The sequence below is a fragment of the Flectobacillus sp. genome (genome assembly GCF_049240685.1).
Lineage (GTDB): Bacteria > Bacteroidota > Bacteroidia > Cytophagales > Spirosomataceae > Flectobacillus.
In genome coordinates this window covers 1-20,570 of sequence record NZ_JBMLSD010000208.1, presented here as the reverse complement: position 1 = coordinate 20,570, position 20,570 = coordinate 1, and the positions used below count along the sequence as shown (strand labels likewise).

At 36.5% G+C, this 20,570-nt stretch carries 14 protein-coding genes; 2 read left to right on the top strand and 12 right to left on the bottom strand.

What is annotated here, in order from left to right; all coding sequences use genetic code 11:
- Positions 1–129: 129 nt before the first annotated feature.
- The 7 genes from ACOVQ4_RS09645 to ACOVQ4_RS09615 form a co-directional block, all read right to left on the bottom strand.
- The gene (locus tag ACOVQ4_RS09645; protein ID WP_421820441.1) at positions 130–3,096 is read right to left on the bottom strand and encodes a TonB-dependent receptor; all 2,967 of its coding nucleotides are present in this window, start codon (positions 3,094–3,096) and stop codon (positions 130–132) included.
- A gap of 334 nt (positions 3,097–3,430) precedes the next feature.
- Positions 3,431–5,074: a M1 family metallopeptidase gene (locus ACOVQ4_RS09640; protein ID WP_421820440.1), complete on the bottom strand. Its 1,644-nt coding sequence runs from the start codon at positions 5,072–5,074 to the stop codon at positions 3,431–3,433.
- Between the two features lie 281 nt (positions 5,075–5,355).
- Entirely contained in the window at positions 5,356–6,723 is a 1,368-nt protein-coding gene (locus ACOVQ4_RS09635) for a M56 family metallopeptidase (RefSeq protein WP_421820439.1), read from the bottom strand.
- A gap of 176 nt (positions 6,724–6,899) precedes the next feature.
- Positions 6,900–7,262: a BlaI/MecI/CopY family transcriptional regulator gene (locus tag ACOVQ4_RS09630; protein ID WP_421820438.1), complete on the bottom strand. Its 363-nt coding sequence runs from the start codon at positions 7,260–7,262 to the stop codon at positions 6,900–6,902.
- A gap of 117 nt (positions 7,263–7,379) precedes the next feature.
- Entirely contained in the window at positions 7,380–7,874 is a 495-nt protein-coding gene (locus tag ACOVQ4_RS09625; protein ID WP_421820437.1) for a hypothetical protein, read from the bottom strand.
- A 155-nt stretch (positions 7,875–8,029) separates the two neighbouring features.
- Positions 8,030–9,355 (bottom strand): rhamnogalacturonidase, encoded by a 1,326-nt coding sequence (locus ACOVQ4_RS09620; protein WP_421820436.1) that lies wholly within the window; start codon positions 9,353–9,355, stop codon positions 8,030–8,032.
- 443 nt (positions 9,356–9,798) lie between these two features.
- On the bottom strand, positions 9,799–10,740 hold the full coding sequence (locus ACOVQ4_RS09615; protein WP_421820435.1) for a hydrogen peroxide-inducible genes activator: 942 nt from the start codon (positions 10,738–10,740) through the stop codon (positions 9,799–9,801).
- A 205-nt stretch (positions 10,741–10,945) separates the two neighbouring features.
- Between ACOVQ4_RS09615 and ACOVQ4_RS09610 the strand changes: the two genes are divergently transcribed.
- Together ACOVQ4_RS09610 and ACOVQ4_RS09605 are read left to right on the top strand one after the other, a co-directional pair.
- Positions 10,946–11,488, top strand: coding sequence for a peroxiredoxin (locus tag ACOVQ4_RS09610; protein WP_205690763.1), 543 nt, complete (start codon positions 10,946–10,948; stop codon positions 11,486–11,488).
- A 347-nt stretch (positions 11,489–11,835) separates the two neighbouring features.
- On the top strand, positions 11,836–12,420 hold the full coding sequence (locus tag ACOVQ4_RS09605; RefSeq protein ID WP_421820434.1) for a carboxymuconolactone decarboxylase family protein: 585 nt from the start codon (positions 11,836–11,838) through the stop codon (positions 12,418–12,420).
- A 253-nt stretch (positions 12,421–12,673) separates the two neighbouring features.
- Here ACOVQ4_RS09605 and ACOVQ4_RS09600 read toward each other — a convergent pair whose 3' ends face one another.
- The 5 genes from ACOVQ4_RS09600 to ACOVQ4_RS09580 form a co-directional block, all read right to left on the bottom strand.
- The gene (locus ACOVQ4_RS09600; RefSeq protein WP_421820433.1) at positions 12,674–13,705 is read right to left on the bottom strand and encodes a hypothetical protein; all 1,032 of its coding nucleotides are present in this window, start codon (positions 13,703–13,705) and stop codon (positions 12,674–12,676) included.
- 24 nt (positions 13,706–13,729) lie between these two features.
- Positions 13,730–15,136 (bottom strand): MBOAT family O-acyltransferase, encoded by a 1,407-nt coding sequence (locus ACOVQ4_RS09595; protein ID WP_421820432.1) that lies wholly within the window; start codon positions 15,134–15,136, stop codon positions 13,730–13,732.
- Positions 15,137–15,214: 78 nt separating this feature from the next.
- The gene (locus ACOVQ4_RS09590) at positions 15,215–17,863 is read right to left on the bottom strand and encodes a hypothetical protein (protein ID WP_421820431.1); all 2,649 of its coding nucleotides are present in this window, start codon (positions 17,861–17,863) and stop codon (positions 15,215–15,217) included.
- Between the two features lie 185 nt (positions 17,864–18,048).
- A complete protein-coding gene (locus ACOVQ4_RS09585; protein ID WP_421820430.1) occupies positions 18,049–19,440 on the bottom strand; it encodes a protoporphyrinogen/coproporphyrinogen oxidase in 1,392 nt (463 codons plus the stop codon).
- Between the two features lie 135 nt (positions 19,441–19,575).
- Positions 19,576–20,316, bottom strand: coding sequence for a glycosyltransferase family 2 protein (locus ACOVQ4_RS09580; RefSeq protein ID WP_421820429.1), 741 nt, complete (start codon positions 20,314–20,316; stop codon positions 19,576–19,578).
- Positions 20,317–20,570: the final 254 nt, after the last annotated feature.

The following is a 20,570-nucleotide window of genomic DNA, read 5'->3' as shown; positions in this document are numbered from 1 at the left end:
CGATTATTAAGTGTTTTAACTATAGGGTTCAAGAAAGGATTATATACTCAAAATAGAACCTCGTGAATAAAAAAACGGGTAAAAGATTTCTCCTTTACCCGAATAGATGTGTTAGTTTGTAAAAAGTGTTTATTTTGTCAACTCATCAAATGTTAATGACAAGAAGTAGGTTGAACCTACATTCGGATTACCATAAGCTGTGAAGTATGATTTTCCAAGAATATTCGTTGCACCCAGTTTTAGGATAGATTTTAAGCTAGAAATTTTCTTTGAAACCTGCGCATCAAAGGTCGATATTGCTGGTACAATAGTAGCGTTTGAATCATATCCTGCAACGATACCCGACTGCCACAAAAAGGCATCTTGATAACGCCAAATTACGTTGAAACCAATGCCAGATTTGCCAAGTTCACGGTTTGCAATTGAAGCAGAATACTTGAATTTTGGTGTATTGAATGCCGCTGTTCCTCCTTGGTCAATGATATTTTGGTCAAACTCTTTCAAAGAGTTATAAGAAATATTGCCACCAATTAAAAAGCCTTTTGGCAAACGATAATCTATACCAGCCGCAAAACCTTCAGTCACTGCTTTACCTTGCGAAGAGGCTGGCATCGAGTAAATTTGACGAGTAGATTCGCTAAGTAAACCTACTGGTGTTCCTGTAGTAGATTGTATCAATGTTTCTTGATAGGCAAAATTCTTGAATTGATTGTAGTAATAACTCGCATCGATGTAAAGTGTATTGGCAATCAATCCACGATACCCCAATTCATACGTTTGTACAATTTCTGGTTTGTAAGGCTTAAATTCATAAGGTTTTAATACCCCCGAAGCCAAGGCAGCTTGTGTTCCTTGTTGCGTAGCTAGTTTAGTAGTCAAATCAGCAATAGAGGCTGCCGATGGCGCTACCCCATATTTGTTGGCAAAGGCTTGAGGATTGGCTTGCGCTTCTGCTTGCAATCCTGTGGCAATACTCGGAGCCAAAGCTGTAGCTCTTTCTTGAATTTGTGTACCAAATGCTCTCACTGTAGCTAAGGTATAAGCTGGGTTAGTGCTAGAATTTAAACCATATTTGGTGGCATAGTTGCCCAAACCTCCAATTACGATTGCTTGTGGGGCTTTGATGTCGACATACTGCGACTGAATCGTTGGAATTCTAAAACCTGTTTGATACGATGCTCTAAAAGAATGTTCTTTCCAAGGAGATACTACCGCGGCCAAACGTGGAGAAAATTGTCCATCGAAGTTTTGGTTTTTGTCATATCGACTAGATGCTACAATTTTCAGTTTCTCGTCGAAAAACGATTTTGTTGCTTGGACGTAGGCCCCCCACTCATTTACCTGAATTCCTTTTCCATCTTTATCAGGGTAAAATGTTCCTCCTGAGTTGAGGTCATACATGCGGTAATTGCCACCTACAATTACCTCAGCAAACTTCATCTCATTTTTGAAATTGTACATACCTTCCAACTGATACATATTGGTTTTGTCATACAGGTGGGCGCCTCCATACGGGTAAGAAATATTGTCTGTTGCTGCAATATTTACATTTTTGATATCAGCAGTTAAGGCATTAAAAACGGCAGAACCAGGAAGTGGTCTTCCAGCATCGGCTACCCCACGAGCTTGGTTATGCGCTGCAATGCTAGTATTCCCCGATTGTAAAGCTTTTAAATAGGCACCTACGTAGGTTGGATACCAAGCCGTACTTCCGCCACCCCAACTTTCATTGAGTATTTGTGCCAAAACGCCTGTAGCAAAAGTATCTCCCGAACGCTCTTGAGTGGTATATCCACGCACATAAAAGTTAGAACCTTTCAACTCAAGTTTGGCTTGGATACCAGAAAAATTATTCAGCGAGTATCTGTCAGAACCCATGTATACTGACGTACCACTACCATACATAAATTGTCCAATAGCTTCAATATTTTCGGTCAAACGATAGTGTAGCGCCATACTTGTACGAATATTTTTGGCCTCAGGTTTTACCAAATCCAATTCATTATAACCTGTTCTACTTACCAATGTTCCGTAAGGTATCAGCGAGGCTGTAGATGCAGGTAAAAGATTCGCCGCAACCATTTTATCTGCTATTGAACGCAAATCTTGTGAAACTTCATCTCCGTATACATTAACACCGTTGTAGTTAGGGTCTGTCATACGATTCGTTTTACCCGTCAAACCATCATTCATATTCAAGGTATTGCTTACCGCCCAGTCTCTTGGTACTCCGATGTACCAGAAGTTAACTTTCATCGCAAATTTATCATTGAACGATTGTGCCCAGCGCATACTAAAATCATAAAACGGGCTGTTGGGTTGACTACGATTGCTTTCGTGCATCATGCCTGTTTTAAGATTAGCACTTAAACCTTTATACAAAAAAGGACTTTTGGTATTCATCAACAAAATACCATTGAGTGCATTTGGTCCGTACAGTGCAGAGGCCGCCCCTGGCAAAAATTCGGCACTTGCTAAGTCAATATCAGAGGTAACCACAATGGTACCTACCGAGAAGTTAGTCCCTGGTGCTTGGTTATCCATCCCATCTACTAACTGTACAAGACGGTTGTTTCCGTTGGCATTGAATCCGCGTGCGTTGATAGACGTAAATGACATGGATTGAGTGGTGTAATCCACTCCCTTAAGGTATTTCAAACTCTCCAAAAAATTGAAAGAAGGATTGGCTTGAATGGTACGAATATCGATTTTTTCGATAGTTACAGGAGATTTCATTACACTTTCTTCCACACGGGCAGCTGATACTACGACTTCTTCCCCTTGAATTACTTGTTCGACCATGGCGATGTCGAGTTTGGCTTGCGAATCCGTAACAACAATCTCTTGGGTTTTGTAGCCAACGAAGGAGATAGCTAGTTTGAAAGGTAATGGTACCTGCGTATACAGGGTAAAGGTTCCGTCAAGGTTAGTGGTAGTACCCGTTACTTTTCCTCTAATCATGATATTGACCCCAGCCATAACTTCATTAGTGGACGCGTCGGTTACCTTTCCTGATATTTTGGTTTGAGCTGTAGACACAAAGGCAAACAGCATCAAGCCAAAAACCAAAAGGCTTTTAGTAAAGATGTTTTTCATTGTTTAGTTATATAATTGAATGAATAGAAGAAGTACTTCCTTGAACCATAAAGTAAGGATGATATCTGTTGTCAAGAATGTACTTTTTTGAGATGAGTATGTCTCTTAATGGCGAAAAAAAAGATGCTCAAGCTCTGAGTGTCGCTGATAGAAAATTATTGAGAGGAATAATAGGTTAATTCGGACTGTAAAGCTATTTACAATTACTCTTTGTTTCAAGAATTATTACATTCAATAGGAATTTTCAAGTTCGATGAGGATTATTCGAGCTGAAGTTTTAAAATTTAAAAAACAAAAAAGTGCGTCTAAATATAATTAAACGCACCTTTTTGAATTATTTGGTAAGATTTTTAGAGTTTATATAAAAATTCTCATCAATAGTTAAGTTACTTAAATTACTGTCTTCTACAGTTTGCCATTGGGTACTAGGCTTTACTTTTAGATAAGTATTATCTGCTTTTTTGAATCTGACTGGCATATCAAAACCATCAATACAGGTAGTCCAACGGTATTCTAACTTGTTTCCAGACACTTTATATTCTAAAGTAGGAATTTGTACCGTTCTAAGATATTGGTCAAAGACTTTACTCAGATTAACCCCGCTTTGTTGTGATAAAAAGTTTTCGATTTCTTCGGTTGTAACGGTTTTATGATAAAATACTTGGTTCATTCCACGAAGAATACTTCTCCATTTTTCATCATTATCAATAATATAACGAATTGTGTGAAGCATATTGCCACCTTTGTAGTACATATCACCCGAACCTTCATGATTTACATTATAAACCCCGATTATTGGTCGGTCGTTGCTAATCAGTTTACGAGTTCCTAAAACGTATGCATGTCCAGCTTCTTTTCCGAAATGATACTCAGTAAACAGGTTTTCAGAATAGTTGGTAAAACTCTCATGAATCCACATGTCTGCTATATCCTTGTAAGTAATATTGTTGGCAAACCACTCATGTCCAGACTCATGTACAATAATAAAGTCCCATTTTGTTCCCCAGCCTGTACCCGACAAATCACGACCACGATAGCCATTTTGATAGCCATTTCCGTAAGTTACTGAGCTCTGATGCTCCATTCCCAAATACGGTACTTCTACCAACTTATAGCCATCTTCATAAAACGGATATGGTCCAAACCAATGTTCAAAAGCCTTCAACATATCTTTGGCTTGATTGAAATGCGTCATGGCTTTTTGATAGTTTTCAGGAAGAACATAATAGTTGAGATCTAGTGGGCCTTTTTCTCCAAAATACTTATCCGTAATTCTGTAATAGTTCGCAATGTTCAGATTTACACCATAGTTGTTAATTGGATTTACCACAGCCCACACAAAGGTGGTCGTATTGTCGCTATTTTCTTTCACACTTCTCAAACGACCGTTCGAAACATCCATTAGACCTTTCGGAACTGTTACGGCAATACTCATACTGTCGGGTTCGTCGTACATGTGGTCTTTACACGGCCACCAAACCGATGCGCCAAGACCTTGACAAGAGGTTGCCAGGAACAATTTGCCCTCTTTGTCTTTGCTCCAAGATATACCACCATCCCAAGGTGCACGCTTGGCTACTCTTGGTTTTCCTTGATAATACACTGTAAGACTTTCGGTTTTTCCTACTTTTTGTGGTTTTTGAAGCGTCACAAAAAAGGCATTTCCATCTCTTTTAAACTTGAGATTAACCCCATCTTGTACAATTTTACTGATGATTAAAGGTTGTTGTAAATCTACCTGCAAAACTTGTGATGGCTGTAATACTTGGTAGGTGATGGTATTAAAACCGCTAAAAGTGCTGTCTTTGGGTTGTACTTTTACATGTAAAGCATAATGTTTTAAGTCCCACCAAATACGTTCTTTGGTAATTGAGCCACGAAGCGTGTCATCGTGCGTAAAAGTAGGTTTGTTGACGAGTAGCTGTGCATTTACGCCAAAACTGGCCATAATTAGCAAGCAAAAAAGGAGTTTTTTCATGTAAAAAAATGAGCGAAATCAAAAACCTTGTCCCTGTATAAAGGATAAGATTTTTAAACAAAAAGGTTTATTGATAACAAAAGTACAAGCTTGATTTGGCTTAACGAAACAAATTACCGAATTGATAGCGATTTTGCATTATGCTTCTCTATGTTTTTAAGAAGTATTTCAAATCAGGCTAAAATAAGAATATTGGCGGTTAATTTTGAGATAGCGAATTCATAAATACAAAAATCCCTCGACCATTTAGTCGAAGGATTCTTTTGTAGGTTTGAAAGAGGTTATTTTTTCAGCGTTACAAAAATTACTCCATTGCGTCCTTTTTCGCCATAGATTTCAATAGCTTTTTTATCTTTCCAAACGCTTATCGACTCTATGGTGCTGGGGTCAATTCCGCTCAAACCAGATGGTCCGTAAGGAACTTCTTTTCCATCAACAATACAGAGCGGTGCGGTCATAGGCGAAGTGGCTCTCTTATTGATTTTCGAAGTAGAATCATTCATAACGGTGAATACATTGTCTTCATTTTTTACCAAAATCATATCTTTTACAGCAATGAATTTGGTGGAAGAGTCAATCTTTGCATTCCCCATTCCTGTAAGTTTAATCGTAACTTGGGTGCCATTGTCTTTAACTTTGACAGAATCACCTTTGTAAGAGGAACCCATCACTACGATTTCTGCCAAATTGACAAGCGGCATCTCCTCATTTTGTCGACTTACTTGTTTAGGAGATTGTGCGTGTGCTTGCAAATAATCATCAATAGCACTTGTTGTTTTTTCGATAATGTGCTCAGAGTTTTGCGTCGTTTGAGTTACAGTAAAGGCCGTTAGACTGGTGAGTAGGATAGGCGCCAATAATAAGTACCTTCTCAAATCTTTGTTGCTAGAGGATTTTTTGTTCATCATAGAAATACGGTGTTTTAATTCTTGTACATTGAATGAATTTGAAAGAGGTATAGAATTTTGTCCCATGGCTACATAGAGCAATTGCATTTGGTATTGTTTTTTGTCCTGCCCAGAGCCTACGACCAGACTATCTGTTTGATACTCGATATTTTCTTTTACACCACGTTTGAGAAGCCATACTGCTGGATTAAACCAAAAAATGACAGATAGCAATTCAAAAAATAGTACGTCGAGTGTATGTTTTTTCTCTACATGGATTGCCTCATGCGTCAAGATGGCTGGTAGGTCTTTTATACCATGTTTTTGGAGATTACAAAAAATGTCATTCCAAAACGAAAAGGCGCTTTCTATTTGGTTGCTGTGCCAAAAACGAATATTTTCCCAATCATAAACGGTTGCTGTCTTTTTTATTTTCTGAATATGTAAAACAGACAATACTATCTTCAATAAAAGACTCATTACTACAAGTCCATAGAATATCTGTACCCACGAATAATCAAATTGTTTTTCCTGAATCATAGGTAAATACAATACCAAATTATTGGTTGGTACGGTAATTTGCGGCACAATCGAACGATTATGTAACAGGATTGGAGCAATCAATGAATACAGAGTCGTCAACAAAAAATACCACCGATTATAGGTATAAAACGTTAATGGACGAAGTAAAAAACGATAGCCCAAATAGAATAAGGCTAGTGATAGTTGAATTTGTACTATCATAATAAGCATCTGATTCATAAGCTTTTCTAGTTTTGAATAGCTGTTAAATTTTCATAATTATCAGGTGTATGTTTGCCTTACTATACAAACGTACGAAAAAATCGAATATCTACGAAAATTTCGTAGATATTTTTTTGAAAATAGTTTTAAAAAGCGAAAAAGAGGAAAAAATAGAAGGTTGAGTAATTGAAAAATTATGATTTGCCGTTTTGAATCATGTTCAAAATTTCTTGCAAATCATCTGGTGTAATTTTTTCTTCTTGGGCAAAAAAGCTTACTAATTCCTTGTATGAGTTTTTGAAATAACCAGAAACAACATTTCCAACGTGCTCACGCTTGTAGTTTTCTTGTGCAATAATCGGTTCATAGCGAAAGGCATTCGCATATTTTACGGCCTTGACAAATCCTTTTTTCTCTAAATTTTTTACGGTAGACGCCAAGGTTGTGTAGGGTGGTTTTTCGCCAGATAGACCTTCTAAAATATCTTTGACAAAACCGCCTTGTTTACTCCAAATTACCAACATAGCTTCTTCTTCAGAGGGTGTTAATTTTTCCATTATGTTAAAGTTTGATTGTTACAAAGGTATAAAAAAACAAACACCTACGAATATTTCGTAGGTGTTTGTTTATGAAATCTGTAAAATTGTAATCATTCCTTCAAATCAAAATTGGGTTTACTTGATTTGAACTGTACCGTTTATCGTTTCAATCGTTGTAAAAATAGGAATAGAAAGAATCGTCCAGTCTACCTTTGCTGAAATGGCGTAATTAACTTTTTGGCTTTTAGTATCTTGATACGCAGTGATGCTGGTGGGTTGCCAACGAACGCCAGTATTCCACCCTGATTCCATGCCTTGCATAGCTAAGACTTCGATTTTTTGATGCTTTTCATAGTAAAGAATCACTTCTTTTTTGAAAAGTTTGTAGTCTTCTACCGAGAAAACTGTTGTAAACATTCGGCTGGAATCATGACCTTTTGCCATCTCAAAATACTGAGGAGGAGCCTTTTTTGTGCCTGCTTGACTCAATATGCCTGGGAAAAGCATAAAGACTAGAATGGCTGCTAGTATGCCGTTTTTCCGTGAGATGTTACGCAGAGAGAAAAACATTAATCTTAGATAGAGGACAATAAGAGCGAGATTTAAAAGTCCCCAGAATAGGTAAAGCATAAAAATTGGGATTTAACGTAGAAAATTTATTTCACGCAAATTAACATTAAGATTATTGAGAATCCTTGATAAATATGATAATCGGTAAAAATAAAAAATCCCTTTGTTGGTATTTAAACCATCACAAAGGGATTTTTATATGACACTAGAAGATATTACTTAATCGCCGCACCATTCACTATCACATTTTTCAAGGTAAAACCTTTTACTACAGATTTGTCGAAAGCAGGATTTTTACTTTCTACTTTAAAGTTTTCAAAAGTAAAATTGGAAAGTTTGTCGTATTCCGAAATGGCTACATCGTAAAAAATATCGCATTTTACTTCGATATTTTTCAAGGTTACATGGTCTGAATAGGAGAGAGGCACATCTTTACGTCCCTGTAAGTCAAAAAATTGTTTCCAAGGTTTAACATAAAGTAAACTATGAGCATTTCCTTTGACATTTTCTACTAAAATAAATTCATATAATTGTGGGGTATCAGGACGCATTTTGAGCCATAAAACTCTTGTTGCTTCATTCACATAACAGTTACGCATGATGATATTGCGGATATGTATGGCCTCACTACCACAGGTAACCGCAGAATGACAAAAACCAAACTCACAATCTTCGATAATGATATTTTTGTTGGCACCATTGTTAGGAACCTTATCAGCCCAAGGACCTTTACCACCTTTGAGCGCAATAGCATCGTCATTTACAGACAAATAACAGCCTTTTACCAAAACATTGGTACAGGCATCTATGTCAATGGCATCGGTACTTGGTGCTTTTACTGGTTTTTCTGGTGAGAAAATGTGCGCATCCAAAATCTTTACGTTATTGCACTGATATAAATGGGTTGTCCAGAAACCTGAGTTATGCAATTTTACATCTTGAATCTGCACCTTATTAGATTTCCAAATAAAAATCAATCGAGGACGAGAAACCTCCAAATTGGTACAGTTGGGGTTCTCTTTTCTTCTTTGCCAAAACGCCTGCCAATATTTCAAGCCATTTCCATCAATAGTGCCTTTACCCGAAATCGTAAAACCATCTACTTGATAGGCATTGACTAAAGCTGTAAAATAATCTAGGCTTTGTCCTTCCATACGTGAAGGTAGTTTGGGATAATCTTCAATATTGTCCGAGCCTTTCAATTTTCCCCCTTCTACCACATGTAAATGTGTTTTGGGTTTGAAAAAAAGCGCACCACTCAAAAAAGTACCTTGTGGAATGACAATGACACCACCTTTTTCAGTTGCCATGTCAATAATTTTTTGGATAGCTTCCGTTTGTACTAAAGTGCTATCGTTTTTGACGCCATAGTCAGTAATAACGTAGGCTTTTCCGAGTTGTGGTAAAGTGATTTTTTTGTTAACCATAAACCAACTCGAAATAGGAGTGCCATCAGGAAACAATTGCTTGGTGTTTTTTTGAGCATTGATTTTACCCAACCCCACCATTGAACAGGCCAAGGCAAGCAGTATTTTTTTCATTTTGTATAAAAGCTATTATAAGTTTCAACTGGCAATATGTCTCCAAAAATCCATTTAGCCGTCCTGCTTCCTCGGTTGATGGGATAATAATTTGTGATTGAACGAATGAGTGATTTAGTGATTATTTTTTACTATGATTTAACATCAAATATGAGTCATCCCGAATTTTTAGGATTGGATTATTCTCCACGTTTTTATCAAAAAAGCGGTCGAAAAACATTTTTCGACCGCTTTTTTGATACTACTATGCTAGATATGAATGGCATGAGACTAGAATACAAATTTTTACATAATCACTCACTCGCTAAATCACTAAATTTGGTATGACTCATGTTTGACCTTAAATTTCAGAATTATATCTCTTTAGACACAAGATATAGTATCTCATCAATAAAAAATAAACTAGATAATCACTCATTCAAAAACAGAAGGTGAAAATATCCTTACTGTTTAATCTGGATAACCGAACGGGGTTTGGTATTCTTGATTGATTCGGGTAAGGACGCTAAAATACTTTTTTTCAGGGCGTTCAAAACGGCAGTTTTGGCGAAGTTTTTATGTGCCACCAAACTCACCTCACGCACAGGCGCAGGACTAGCAAACTGTCGGATTAGACCTTTATGTTTATCCTCAAAGTCGAGGGTGGCTAGTTCTGGCAAAATCGTAATTCCTTGATTTCTTTCTACCATTTTACGAAGAGTTTCTAAGCTGCCAGCTTGGTATTCGAACTGTCCAAAACCGATTGTTTTACGTTTTAATTCACAAAGATTTTCGATTTGTGAGCGGAGGCAGTGCCCTTCTTCCAAAAGCCATAATTCTTTTGGGTCTATATCCTCCGAAAGGGCATATTCTTTTTGGTACAAAGCATTTTGCTTTGATACATACAAAACTAGTTCTTCATAAAAAATATGGTGCTCGATAATATTGGGCTGTTGGAGAGGAGTGGCTAATAAACCAATATCCAAATCATCATTTTTGAGCCCTTGAATAATTCTTTCAGTGGTTAATTCCTTAATTTTTAGCTCCAGTTTAGGGTATTCTTCCAAGAAACTAGACAAAAATAAGGGCAATAAATACGGAGCAATAGTGGGAATTACACCCAAACGAATTTCTCCAGAAACCTCGTTTTTGCCAGAATTAACTACCTCTTTGATTTTACTAAATTCTGCAACTGTGATACGGGCTTGTTGGATAATTTCTGCACCAATCTGAGTGGTCACCACAGGTTGTCTACTACGGTCAAAAATTTTCACTCCTAGTTCATCTTCCAGTTTTTGTATTTGCATACTCAGCGTGGGTTGGGTCACAAAACAACTTTCGGCAGCCTGTACAAAATTTCGAAGATTTTCGACCGCAATAATGTATTCTAACTGAGTGATTGTCATAGTATTAAATGTTAGTATTGATAATCTTTATAGGGCTATAAATAATATCAATTTGTATCGAGAAAGTTTTGTGATGACCTTTGTAATGTCAAAACGAAAATAATACTTTTCAAATATGATATTTAGTTTAATTAGTTAAATTATATATTTGAATTGTACAATTTTAATATTTATTCAATCATAAATTTACAAAAAAATGTCTAAAATGTTAGGTTTAGGTGCTCAATTCCCAGCTTTCAAAAAATCTGCAGTTGTATCTTTAGAAAAAGGTAAAGAATTCTATGATATCACTTCTGAAGACCACATCAACGCAGGTAAATGGATGGTAATGTTCTGGTGGCCAAAAGATTTTACTTTCGTTTGTCCAACAGAAATCGCTGCATTCAACGCTAAATCTGAAGACTTTGCTGACCGTGATGCAATTTTGATTGGTGCTTCAACTGACTCTGAATTTGTTCACTTGGCGTGGAGAAACAACCATGATGATCTTCGTGGATTGAAATTCCCTATGTTGGCTGATACTTCTAAATCTTTGGCTGAAGAATTAGGTATCTTGGAAGCTAACGAGAAAATCGCTTACCGTGTAACTTACATCGTTGATCCACAAGGTGTTATTCGTTGGGTATGTGCTAACGACTTGTCAGTAGGTCGTAACGTAGACGAAGTAATCCGTGTATTGGACGCTCTTCAAACAGACGAACTTTGCCCATGTAACTGGAAAGCTGGCGAAGAAACTTTGTCAGTTTAGTTGATATAAAATTATCTAGCATTGTTTGAGTAATCAAACAATGCTATTTTTCCTAAATACCTTCCCAAAGGTACTTCAGCGAAGCAATTTATGGTATGTCAAATGATAAATATCACTAAGTTTCGCTTTACCACCACTAAAATTATACCCGCTTTAGGCTTTAAGCAATAGGCAAAATGCCGCTAAAAAACAGGCCTACTTTTGCCGAATGCCCAGAGCCGAAAGCTCAAAAATTAAATCTTAATTTGCCCACTAACTTAAGTTTTTAAATAACACATTGGGCTAACATGATTATGTTAGCTTTTCTTCAAATAAGACTTTCAGGATTCTAATAAAATCATCACATTATGTTTGGAACTACAAGTGAAACGAAAAAAAACTTGTTGGCAGAATTGAACTTGCCAACAGACCTAGCTTCTGTGTTTTTAGATAGATTAAACTCAGCAGATCACCGTTATATCAAAGACCTCAAAATCAATGTAAGTAACTCGTTGAAAGCATCAACTTTGTCTGAAAAAGATGCAGTACTTTTGGCATTGGGTGTCGCTATCAACGAAAAAGCTTCGGTATTAGTAGCTTCTTTGGAAGAGTTGGCAAAAGCAAAAGGCGTAGAGGAAAAAGAATTGTTGGAAGTAGCAAGTTGTGTTTCGTTGATGAACGCCAACAACGTATTTTACCGTTTCCGTCACTTCATGGACAAAGAATCATACAATAATATCCCAGCAGGTATTCGTATGTCAATCATGATGAACCCAGTTTTGGGTAAAGAATTTTTTGAATTATTGAGCTTAGTAATTTCAGCAATTAACGGTTGCGAAATGTGTGTTACTTCGCATGAGGCATCCGTAAAAAGCCACGGAGCAAGCGAGCAACGTATATTTGAAGCGGTTCGTTTGGGAGCAATTTTGAAAAGCTTTATTGTGTTATTGTAATCAATAGGGGCATTTTCCTAATGAAATTCTAATACAATAACCACAAGGTTTTGAGAGTTATATAATCAAAATCTCCAAGATAGATTTTATCTCGACCATTTGGAAAAGTTTTAGGTTTGTATCTGTAAAGTAATCGTGGAATAGATTGATACAAAAAAGGTTGGTAGAAGTACGCTTCTATCAACCTAAACCTAAGGCTTCATATATCTACCGTCACAAAATACGTTTTGGGACGGTTTTTTTATGCCCTTTTTTAAAGAATATTATTTACTTTGCTCAACCATAATTCTTTCCCTTGGCAATTCCAGTGTGAATCACCTTTGAGATAATACATTTTTCCTAGATTATTAAAATCTCTAAAGATTTCGATAAAAGGTACTTTTAAGTTGTCGTTGTACTGTATTTTTTCAATCAAATGATTATAATTCCCTAATTCTGGATTAGTTACGCTCACTTTATTTGGAATCAAAGCCAAGACTACTTTGTCGAAACCTGCATTTTGATAGTGCTCCGCCGAACGATTGATGACTTCTACCATTTTGTTTACTTCCTGAGTTTCTAAAGGATAGAAAGAAGAAGTTTTTTCAGAGGCTTTTGCCTCGTCTCTATAAAATAAAGCTTGTTTGTCTTCGGATAAAACTACACCCGATTCTACACGACCAAATACTTTCTCATTAAATGAAGCCTTGGCTTCTCTAAATTTCAAAAAGAAATCATAATTAAACAAAGTATGTTGCAAGCGTTCTTCTACCTGGGTTGGAAATAACCAGGTCAAAAACTCCTCAGATTTTTGAAGTAAACGTCTTTTCCAAGAAAGTTGTGGAGTTTGTGCTAACCCAATGGTATCATATCCGATTATTTGATAATTGTCGACTTTTTCGGAAAAATGCTCACGTGCTGTTCGTTCTACCGACTCTAGGATGAGCATATTGTAATAATTAGTGTCTAGCTTTATCTGAGTACTATTTGCCCAATGCAAGTAGGTATATTTGTTTGCCTTCAGCATCGAAGAATCTACACGGGCAGGCTCGGTAAAACTATCGCCAAGGATATATAAGTGTACAGGCTTTTGAGTTGAATTTTGGGAGGCTGCATAGCTCGTACATGTTTTTACTGGGTCTTTAAATTGAGGCAAGTAGGATAAGCGATACAAATCTCCATAGCGATAATCGTCGGGGAAAAAGCCCATAGAACCCATCGTACGGTATACGACGGGAGAGTATGCCTGAATCCATAAAAAAATGGCAACAAATAAAAAGATATATTTTAATACTTTCAGCATCATAAATTTTTTGATTATTACCTCAAACTAGAACTGGAAATAGATAAACTGATTGGTTTCAAAAACGCCCAAGAAATAGGTCAGAACCGCCAAACTACAGGTAAGTACCCAAAATTTCTTATTTGAGCTTGTATCTACATGAAAGAATTTCCAATCTTTCAATAAAAGTATGGCTATTAATGCAAAACAGAACAGCAATTCGAGCTTGTTGAGAGGGCTTTGTAATGAATCAGTGAATGATACAAAACTTATTTTTTGTAAAACAATCGTAGCATCGTGTAAAGTTTTCGCTCTGAAAAAGACCCAAGCCAGCATGACCAAAGTAAAGGTACTGAGTACATTGAGGCTTTGTCCCCAAAGATTTTTTGGGAGTTTTAGACTTGGAAAATATTTATTTCTGAAAATAGCTACAATAAGGTAAAATCCATGCAGAGAGCCCCAAATCACAAAAGTCCAATTGGCACCATGCCACAATCCACTCACCATAAATACAATAAACTGGTTGAGATACTTGCGAAATTCAGATACTCGGTTTCCGCCTAATGGAATATAAAGATAGTCGCGAAACCAAGTTGATAAGGAAATATGCCAACGACGCCAAAACTCAGAAATAGAACCCGAGAAATAAGGACTATGGAAGTTTTCCATTAATTCAAATCCCATGACACGAGCCGTTCCGAGGGCAATTTCGGAATATCCAGAAAAATCACAATAAATTTGGAATGTATAAAAAAAGGTGGCTAAAAGAAGAGATAGCCCATTTTTTTCCTCAGGATGGTCATAACAAAAATCTACCAACATCGCTAACCTATCTGCAATGACCACTTTCTTAAAAAGACCAAAAGCAATCAGAAATAATCCACTTTTGACCTTCTCCCAGTTAAACTGATGAAACTGATGAAATTGATACAATACGTTTTGGGGCCTCTCGATAGGCCCTGCCACCAATTGTGGATAAAACATAACATACAAAGCGTAGATTCCAAAGTGACGCTCCGCTTTATGATTCCCACGGTATACCTCAATCGTATAACTCATGGCCTGAAACGTATGAAAAGATAATCCTACAGGAAGTAAAATATCCAAGGCTTTGATTGGATTAGCTATCGAAACCCAACTTAAGAGCTCTGTTAAACTATCATTCAAAAAGTTGAAATATTTGAAATAGGCAAGGATTCCTATATTCGAGATTAGACTTATAATGAGTAAAAGCTTTCGTCTGACTGCATTTTTTTCGTTTTCTAATAAAATCCCTGCTACATAATCAATAACGATTGTGCTCAGAAGAATTAAAAAATAAATGGGTTTGAAAATCATGTAAAAATAGCAACTTGCTAACAAGAGCAAACGCCATCTTCCTGACCACCCCAGACTAAAATAGGCAAGTGTTACAATGACAAAAAAGATTAAAAAATGAATCGTATTAAATAGCATAATATATCTGTTGTATCAATCCATAGCAAAGGTTCTACTCAGAAGAAAGATACTTTGCTTGAGGGTTATTAGTCTAAACTACTTGAGCTTAATCGACCAAGTTTCAATTTTTTGATTGTTATGTGTTGTAATAATAAGCTTGTTGTACGAGTCTGAGTACTGAATAATGGGCGCGGAGTTTGAGATTATGGGTTTATCCGAAACTTGTTCACCTTTCTCGTTATACAAGTAGTAGGAGGTCCAACCATTAAAAATGGCATAAAATCTGTTACCACTTCCCAGATTATAATACTTCATGTATTTACGACCATAAGCTAAATCTTTTACCGAGAATAGTTCTTTATCTGTTTTGTCCAATACCGTCACAACCTTATTATTGGTTCGCATTACAACCCAGTCGTTTTGTTTGTCGGAAGCACAAAGTTGAAACTTAAATTCGGTATCTGGTCTAAAAAACTGATTTTTCTGAACGATTTTGCCAGCCATATTCACCTTAAAAAACTCACCTTTTTGACCTAATACCAAAATCGCAATCTGTCCATCTGTCTGATCTAAGACAGGTGCTGAAAAAGTTGGCATGTTGGTCTTTAGAGGAAAACCAGTGGTAAATTCTCCCTTATTGTTTACGATACCCAATAACCCATTTTCTGTTAAGCAAACTGTATAAACCTGACCTTTGTATCCAATCGTTGGCAAAGGCCCTAATGAGTTTTCGAGTAATTTTTGCTTGGATGAACTGATTTCCTCTAGGGTTTCCGAACTTAGACTTACACATTGTCCGTTTGAGGTGATAAGGTTGATTTGATTTCCCGACTCTGCTACCGCCCAAGCGTTGGAGTTTAATCCCTTGATTACAAGACTACTATTTATCTCAAATCCTTCGTCTTTTCGGGTGAGGATATAAGCCCTTTGATTAGTAAGTATCAATAATCGAAGTTTTTTATCAGAGCTAGTTTTTAGAAATTGTGGTTCTCCTAAGATTTTTCCTTGGATATTACTAGACCATATCTTCTTACCATTACTCAATAAAACAAGTTGATTTCCAGATGTTTGGAAGAGTAATTCTGGTACTTTTGTGCTAGGATTTACTAGTATCAATGGCCTTCCAACACAGCTGTAAGCATAATCCTTTAGCTTCAAAAGTTTATACTCATATTTTCCTGCGCTTGCCCCTTTGTATGAATCTCCTTTCAAAAAAGAAAATTGTGATTTTTCTTCATTGGATTGATAAATCAAGAAATTAACTCCAGCGTTTTCAATAGATGATTTTACCATCTCTAACCAAGCGGACGGTAAAATATACTGCAAACCATTGAGCGCCTTGTTTGGCTCAGATATCCAAACTAGGTTATTATCCTCCAGGTTTTTCAGGAGCGTTTGGTGTCGACTACTACTTGACCACACCTCATTTCGACTAATATTAATGAGATATTCTTGAAGTGTGCTTAAATCACTGGCCAAAATGATAAAATCTTTATATTCAGTAAATAGACAATTATTAAATCCAGAAAAGATTGGACCCAAAACCATAGCAGGGAATTCTCGAACCCCCAAGGCAGTAATGTTGAACGAACCATATTGTAAACTAAAAGGCTTTTGTCCCTTAGCATTTGCCACTTGAGTACTAATTTCTTTAAGAAGTCCCTTTAATTCAGTATTTTGAATCAATATGATTTTGTTCGTCTTGCTCGCATCACTTCCCTCCAAGTTGAGTAAACTCACACTGTTTTTGATGGTTTCTTGAAAACTTTTAAAGTTAATATCAAAATCCTTATTTGCTGTTTGTTGGAGTTTTGACAAGTCCGTGTTTGAATCAATTTGTTGTTGGCAAGCATCACTAAATTCTGAAGATTGATCTATGCTGATATGAAGCATCATTGAGCAAGAATTCGAAATCATATTAGCTACCGAAAACTTTTTGGCTGATTGTGTGCCAAAAATCTCTGGATTCGGACTTGTAGAAAATGATTTAACGCCTAATTTTCCAAAGCTATCTTTTTTATACCATGTCCATGATTGTGGAATAATATTTGTTAAATAAGGAGCTGTTGTTCGTTTCTGTTCAACGACTTTTATACCAAACTCTTGAATAGCTTTTGGGTTTACGTGGGTAGTCATCAAGGTAGATTCGGTAAGAGTAGACAAATCTTTTAGTTTGAGACTTTGAGCCCAGAAGTGTTTTTTACTCAAAAGTATTTCCTCTAATACTAAGGTAGAAGGACTGATTACCAAAAAGTTATCTTTAATGAAGAATGCAATCTCTGTTTTGGTTGAGTTAAAGAAAATCTCATGAATTTTTTGCTTGGAAGTTGTATGCGTAATAAGTCGTAAGCCCTCCTTGGTTTTATCCAAATGAATCAGCTGATCGAGTAGAGGCTCATCCTCAGAAATTAACGGTATAAAATAAGCCCAGGTAATCCGTTCTTTTGCTTGGGGAATGTAGGCAAAATACAGTAATCTATTAGCGAATAGCTTGTCAAGGTTTTCACCTTTCAATCCATAATGCTCTAATTCTGTTGTAATAGGGAAAATGGCTTCAGTAAAGGGTAATTCTTGAAGTTTAGTTTTATAATGGATGTCATTGGGTTGATATGTTTCCAACAACAAGAGTGTATTATCTGGGATAAGGTCAGAAATGAGATTGTTGGTGGCGGAGGAATTTTTATAATAGAAAAAACCGCCAATTCCTAGGATGACTGCAAGTAGGATGAACCAATTTTTTTTCATTCTGATTGAGCAATTTGAATGTATGTTTATTCCGAAATCAAAGATAAGGTATTTGTAGGGGCTATCAAAAATCAAACGAGAACAGCTTCAGATGAAATCTCCAAAACTGTTCTCGTTGGTTAGGTACTTTTTTTAGGTAAAAGAATGAATTTCAGGTGACTAGCCTTTTACTCAATTACCTTTTGTTACTTGCCCCACATAGCGTTTGCTGTATCTGGGAAAAACAAGGTCAACTCAGGAACTCCATGAACCATTCTGTTTGCCCATTCTACGCCTTGCATCAAGGAGTGGTCTTGGTTTGAAACTTCGTATTTCCATGCCCCAAAACGGCCACGTGAGTATATATCGTATTTCTCTAGCACAGGAAGTACTTCTTTCAAAATGCCATCGCGCTCCACAGATGGCGTTGGGTAACCATAGTTTGTAGAGAAAATAAACTCAGAAACGATATCATCCTCCGATTCAATCAATTTATCTTCCAACATTGCACGGACAGTATCCTTAATCAAGGTTTCTCTGTCGACAGGCTTACACTCCGACTCGCTTACCTCTGCCATCAATGACCATTGATTTTCGATATCCGGTACGTTGTATGGACTATAGTTAGAAAATACTGTTATACGATAGTATGGGCTATTTTTTTCTGGGAAATACATCCAGCATTTAGTTGCCAAATCTGCTTTTGGTTTACCTTTCAAACCAATACCGATAACATTGGTAGAAGAGTGTTTTAAGCCTTGAGCTTTGGCGGTAATAGTTTCGTCCAAGCCTTCTACCTTTGTTGTAAAAATATCTAAAGGCATGGTATTCATCAAATGCGTATATTCGACTTCACGACCGTCTTCCAAAAATATTTTTTTCGTAATTGGGTCAATTTTCGCCACTTTGGCATTTGTCAAAATATTTTCTTCGCCAACTAATTTACCAACTCCTTCCCAGATAGCACCTGTACCACCATGTTTGGGAAATTGAAATGTATTATTTGGCCCCCATGAAAGGTCATCTTTATCGAATAAAATATTTTGTGTAACTCTTTGTAAATCTGTCACTGCTACACGCTCACCAACCCAACTTGCATTCATTTGAGCAGGAGGGAATGCCCATACCTTAAAGTTGTAAGGTAACATGAATACCTCCGCTAATCCTTCTCCAAATGTATTCAAAATCCACTCGTGAAAGTTAGCTGGTTTTTTATTAGAAGGGTTTTTGTATAACTTAATCAATCCTTCCAAGCATTTCCACATCGTTTCTTTGCTGAGATACTTGATATTGTTTTGGAAAGGATATGGTACAAAACGGTCTTCAATCCAAACCCAAGACTCTCTTTGGTGAGTCAACCAGCCATCTTCACCCAAGGCTTTCATCATTAAGTCATCGAAATACTTGTAATGTGAAAATTGTACGTGACCACCTACATCCCAAGTAAATCCTTTTTGATCGACAAAACTGGTGGCCAAGCCTCCAATGTAGTTTTCTTTTTCAAGTACAATGAAATCTGTGATTCCAAGCTCTTTTAAGCGATAAGCTGCGCCAAGACCTGTAGGTCCTGAACCAATGATGACATATTGATATTTCATACAAAAATTTTGGCTGAAGAATATAGCCTGTTTGTTGTAATGCTCCTTTGAAGGTTTGGGTAAAACATTCAAAGGAGTTTACTAATAGAAGTTTATCCTAAAAGCGGGCTTAGCAAAAATACCAAGCCTTTATTTCTATTTCAATTTTTTGATTTTCGAATTTAATTCCAAACGGAAGTTCAAAAGTTCTTTGAAGCTTTGCCAACAAACCTTTAGCAGCTTCATTTTACGAATCGAAACTTCGCCTGTTAAACGTTCTTTATGAACAATTGGAATGTTGAATAGCTCTTGACCAGACTTTTTGGCCATAATGGCGATAAAAATATTGGGAGCAAAAGGGGTAGGATTAGGTAATTGCTCTAATAATTTTTTCAAAAAGCTCCCTTTAATCAAGCGGAATGGAATATTGGAGTCTAATATATAAGTTCCATAAACTAAAAACATACTCCAGCGTAAAATACGAGTGATGAGCAAACGAAAGACTGCATCGTGGCGTACCTGACGATAACCAAGGATAAAATCAGACTGAGTTCTTTTTTCCCAAAGTTTTTTAACATCCTCAGGGATAAATTGGTCGTCCGAATCTGTTTGGAAAACGTATTCAGCACCAATTTCTACAGCTTTTCTGTAAGCGTGAACTACCGCATTACCGTGTCCACCATTGGGTTGGTGCACAACAATCAATTTTGGATATTGTGGTTGAATTTCGTCAAGAATTTTACCAGTATTGTCTCTTGAACCATCATTCACTACAATTAAGCGGGTATTTTCTCCTGCAAACTCTGTGTCTAAAAGGTCACTCCAGATTTTTACTACGTCTGCCATGCACTCTTCTTCGTTGTAAGCTGGCATGACGATGGCTAATTTAATACTCATTAAAGATTTTGTTTGTCCAAACAGTTTTGTGCAATCATTTGCATTGCAAAAATACCTAATTCAGATTGATTTTTGTAATGTAAAATTTAAAAATGAAGAAAACTTAATTCTGTTTTTATCAAACCATAGTTTGACTTCATCTGAATCAAGACTTATTTGGGTGTTTGATTCAATTTTCTTTGGGTAATGGGCTACAGAAAAATGGCTTTAAGTAAGTAATCGTGCTGAATTATATTTAAGTTTTGTGTTTTAGG

Coding starts and splice junctions, on each gene's coding strand:
- ACOVQ4_RS09645 (WP_421820441.1), bottom strand. CDS start 3,096: ATGAAAAACATCTTTACTAAAAGCCTTTTGGTTTTTGGCTTGATGCTG.
- ACOVQ4_RS09640 (WP_421820440.1), bottom strand. CDS start 5,074: ATGAAAAAACTCCTTTTTTGCTTGCTAATTATGGCCAGTTTTGGCGTA.
- ACOVQ4_RS09635 (WP_421820439.1), bottom strand. CDS start 6,723: ATGAATCAGATGCTTATTATGATAGTACAAATTCAACTATCACTAGCC.
- ACOVQ4_RS09630 (WP_421820438.1), bottom strand. CDS start 7,262: ATGGAAAAATTAACACCCTCTGAAGAAGAAGCTATGTTGGTAATTTGG.
- ACOVQ4_RS09625 (WP_421820437.1), bottom strand. CDS start 7,874: ATGCTTTACCTATTCTGGGGACTTTTAAATCTCGCTCTTATTGTCCTC.
- ACOVQ4_RS09620 (WP_421820436.1), bottom strand. CDS start 9,355: ATGAAAAAAATACTGCTTGCCTTGGCCTGTTCAATGGTGGGGTTGGGT.
- ACOVQ4_RS09615 (WP_421820435.1), bottom strand. CDS start 10,740: ATGACAATCACTCAGTTAGAATACATTATTGCGGTCGAAAATCTTCGA.
- ACOVQ4_RS09610 (WP_205690763.1), top strand. CDS start 10,946: ATGTTAGGTTTAGGTGCTCAATTCCCAGCTTTCAAAAAATCTGCAGTT.
- ACOVQ4_RS09605 (WP_421820434.1), top strand. CDS start 11,836: ATGTTTGGAACTACAAGTGAAACGAAAAAAAACTTGTTGGCAGAATTG.
- ACOVQ4_RS09600 (WP_421820433.1), bottom strand. CDS start 13,705: ATGATGCTGAAAGTATTAAAATATATCTTTTTATTTGTTGCCATTTTT.
- ACOVQ4_RS09595 (WP_421820432.1), bottom strand. CDS start 15,136: ATGCTATTTAATACGATTCATTTTTTAATCTTTTTTGTCATTGTAACA.
- ACOVQ4_RS09590 (WP_421820431.1), bottom strand. CDS start 17,863: ATGAAAAAAAATTGGTTCATCCTACTTGCAGTCATCCTAGGAATTGGC.
- ACOVQ4_RS09585 (WP_421820430.1), bottom strand. CDS start 19,440: ATGAAATATCAATATGTCATCATTGGTTCAGGACCTACAGGTCTTGGC.
- ACOVQ4_RS09580 (WP_421820429.1), bottom strand. CDS start 20,316: ATGAGTATTAAATTAGCCATCGTCATGCCAGCTTACAACGAAGAAGAG.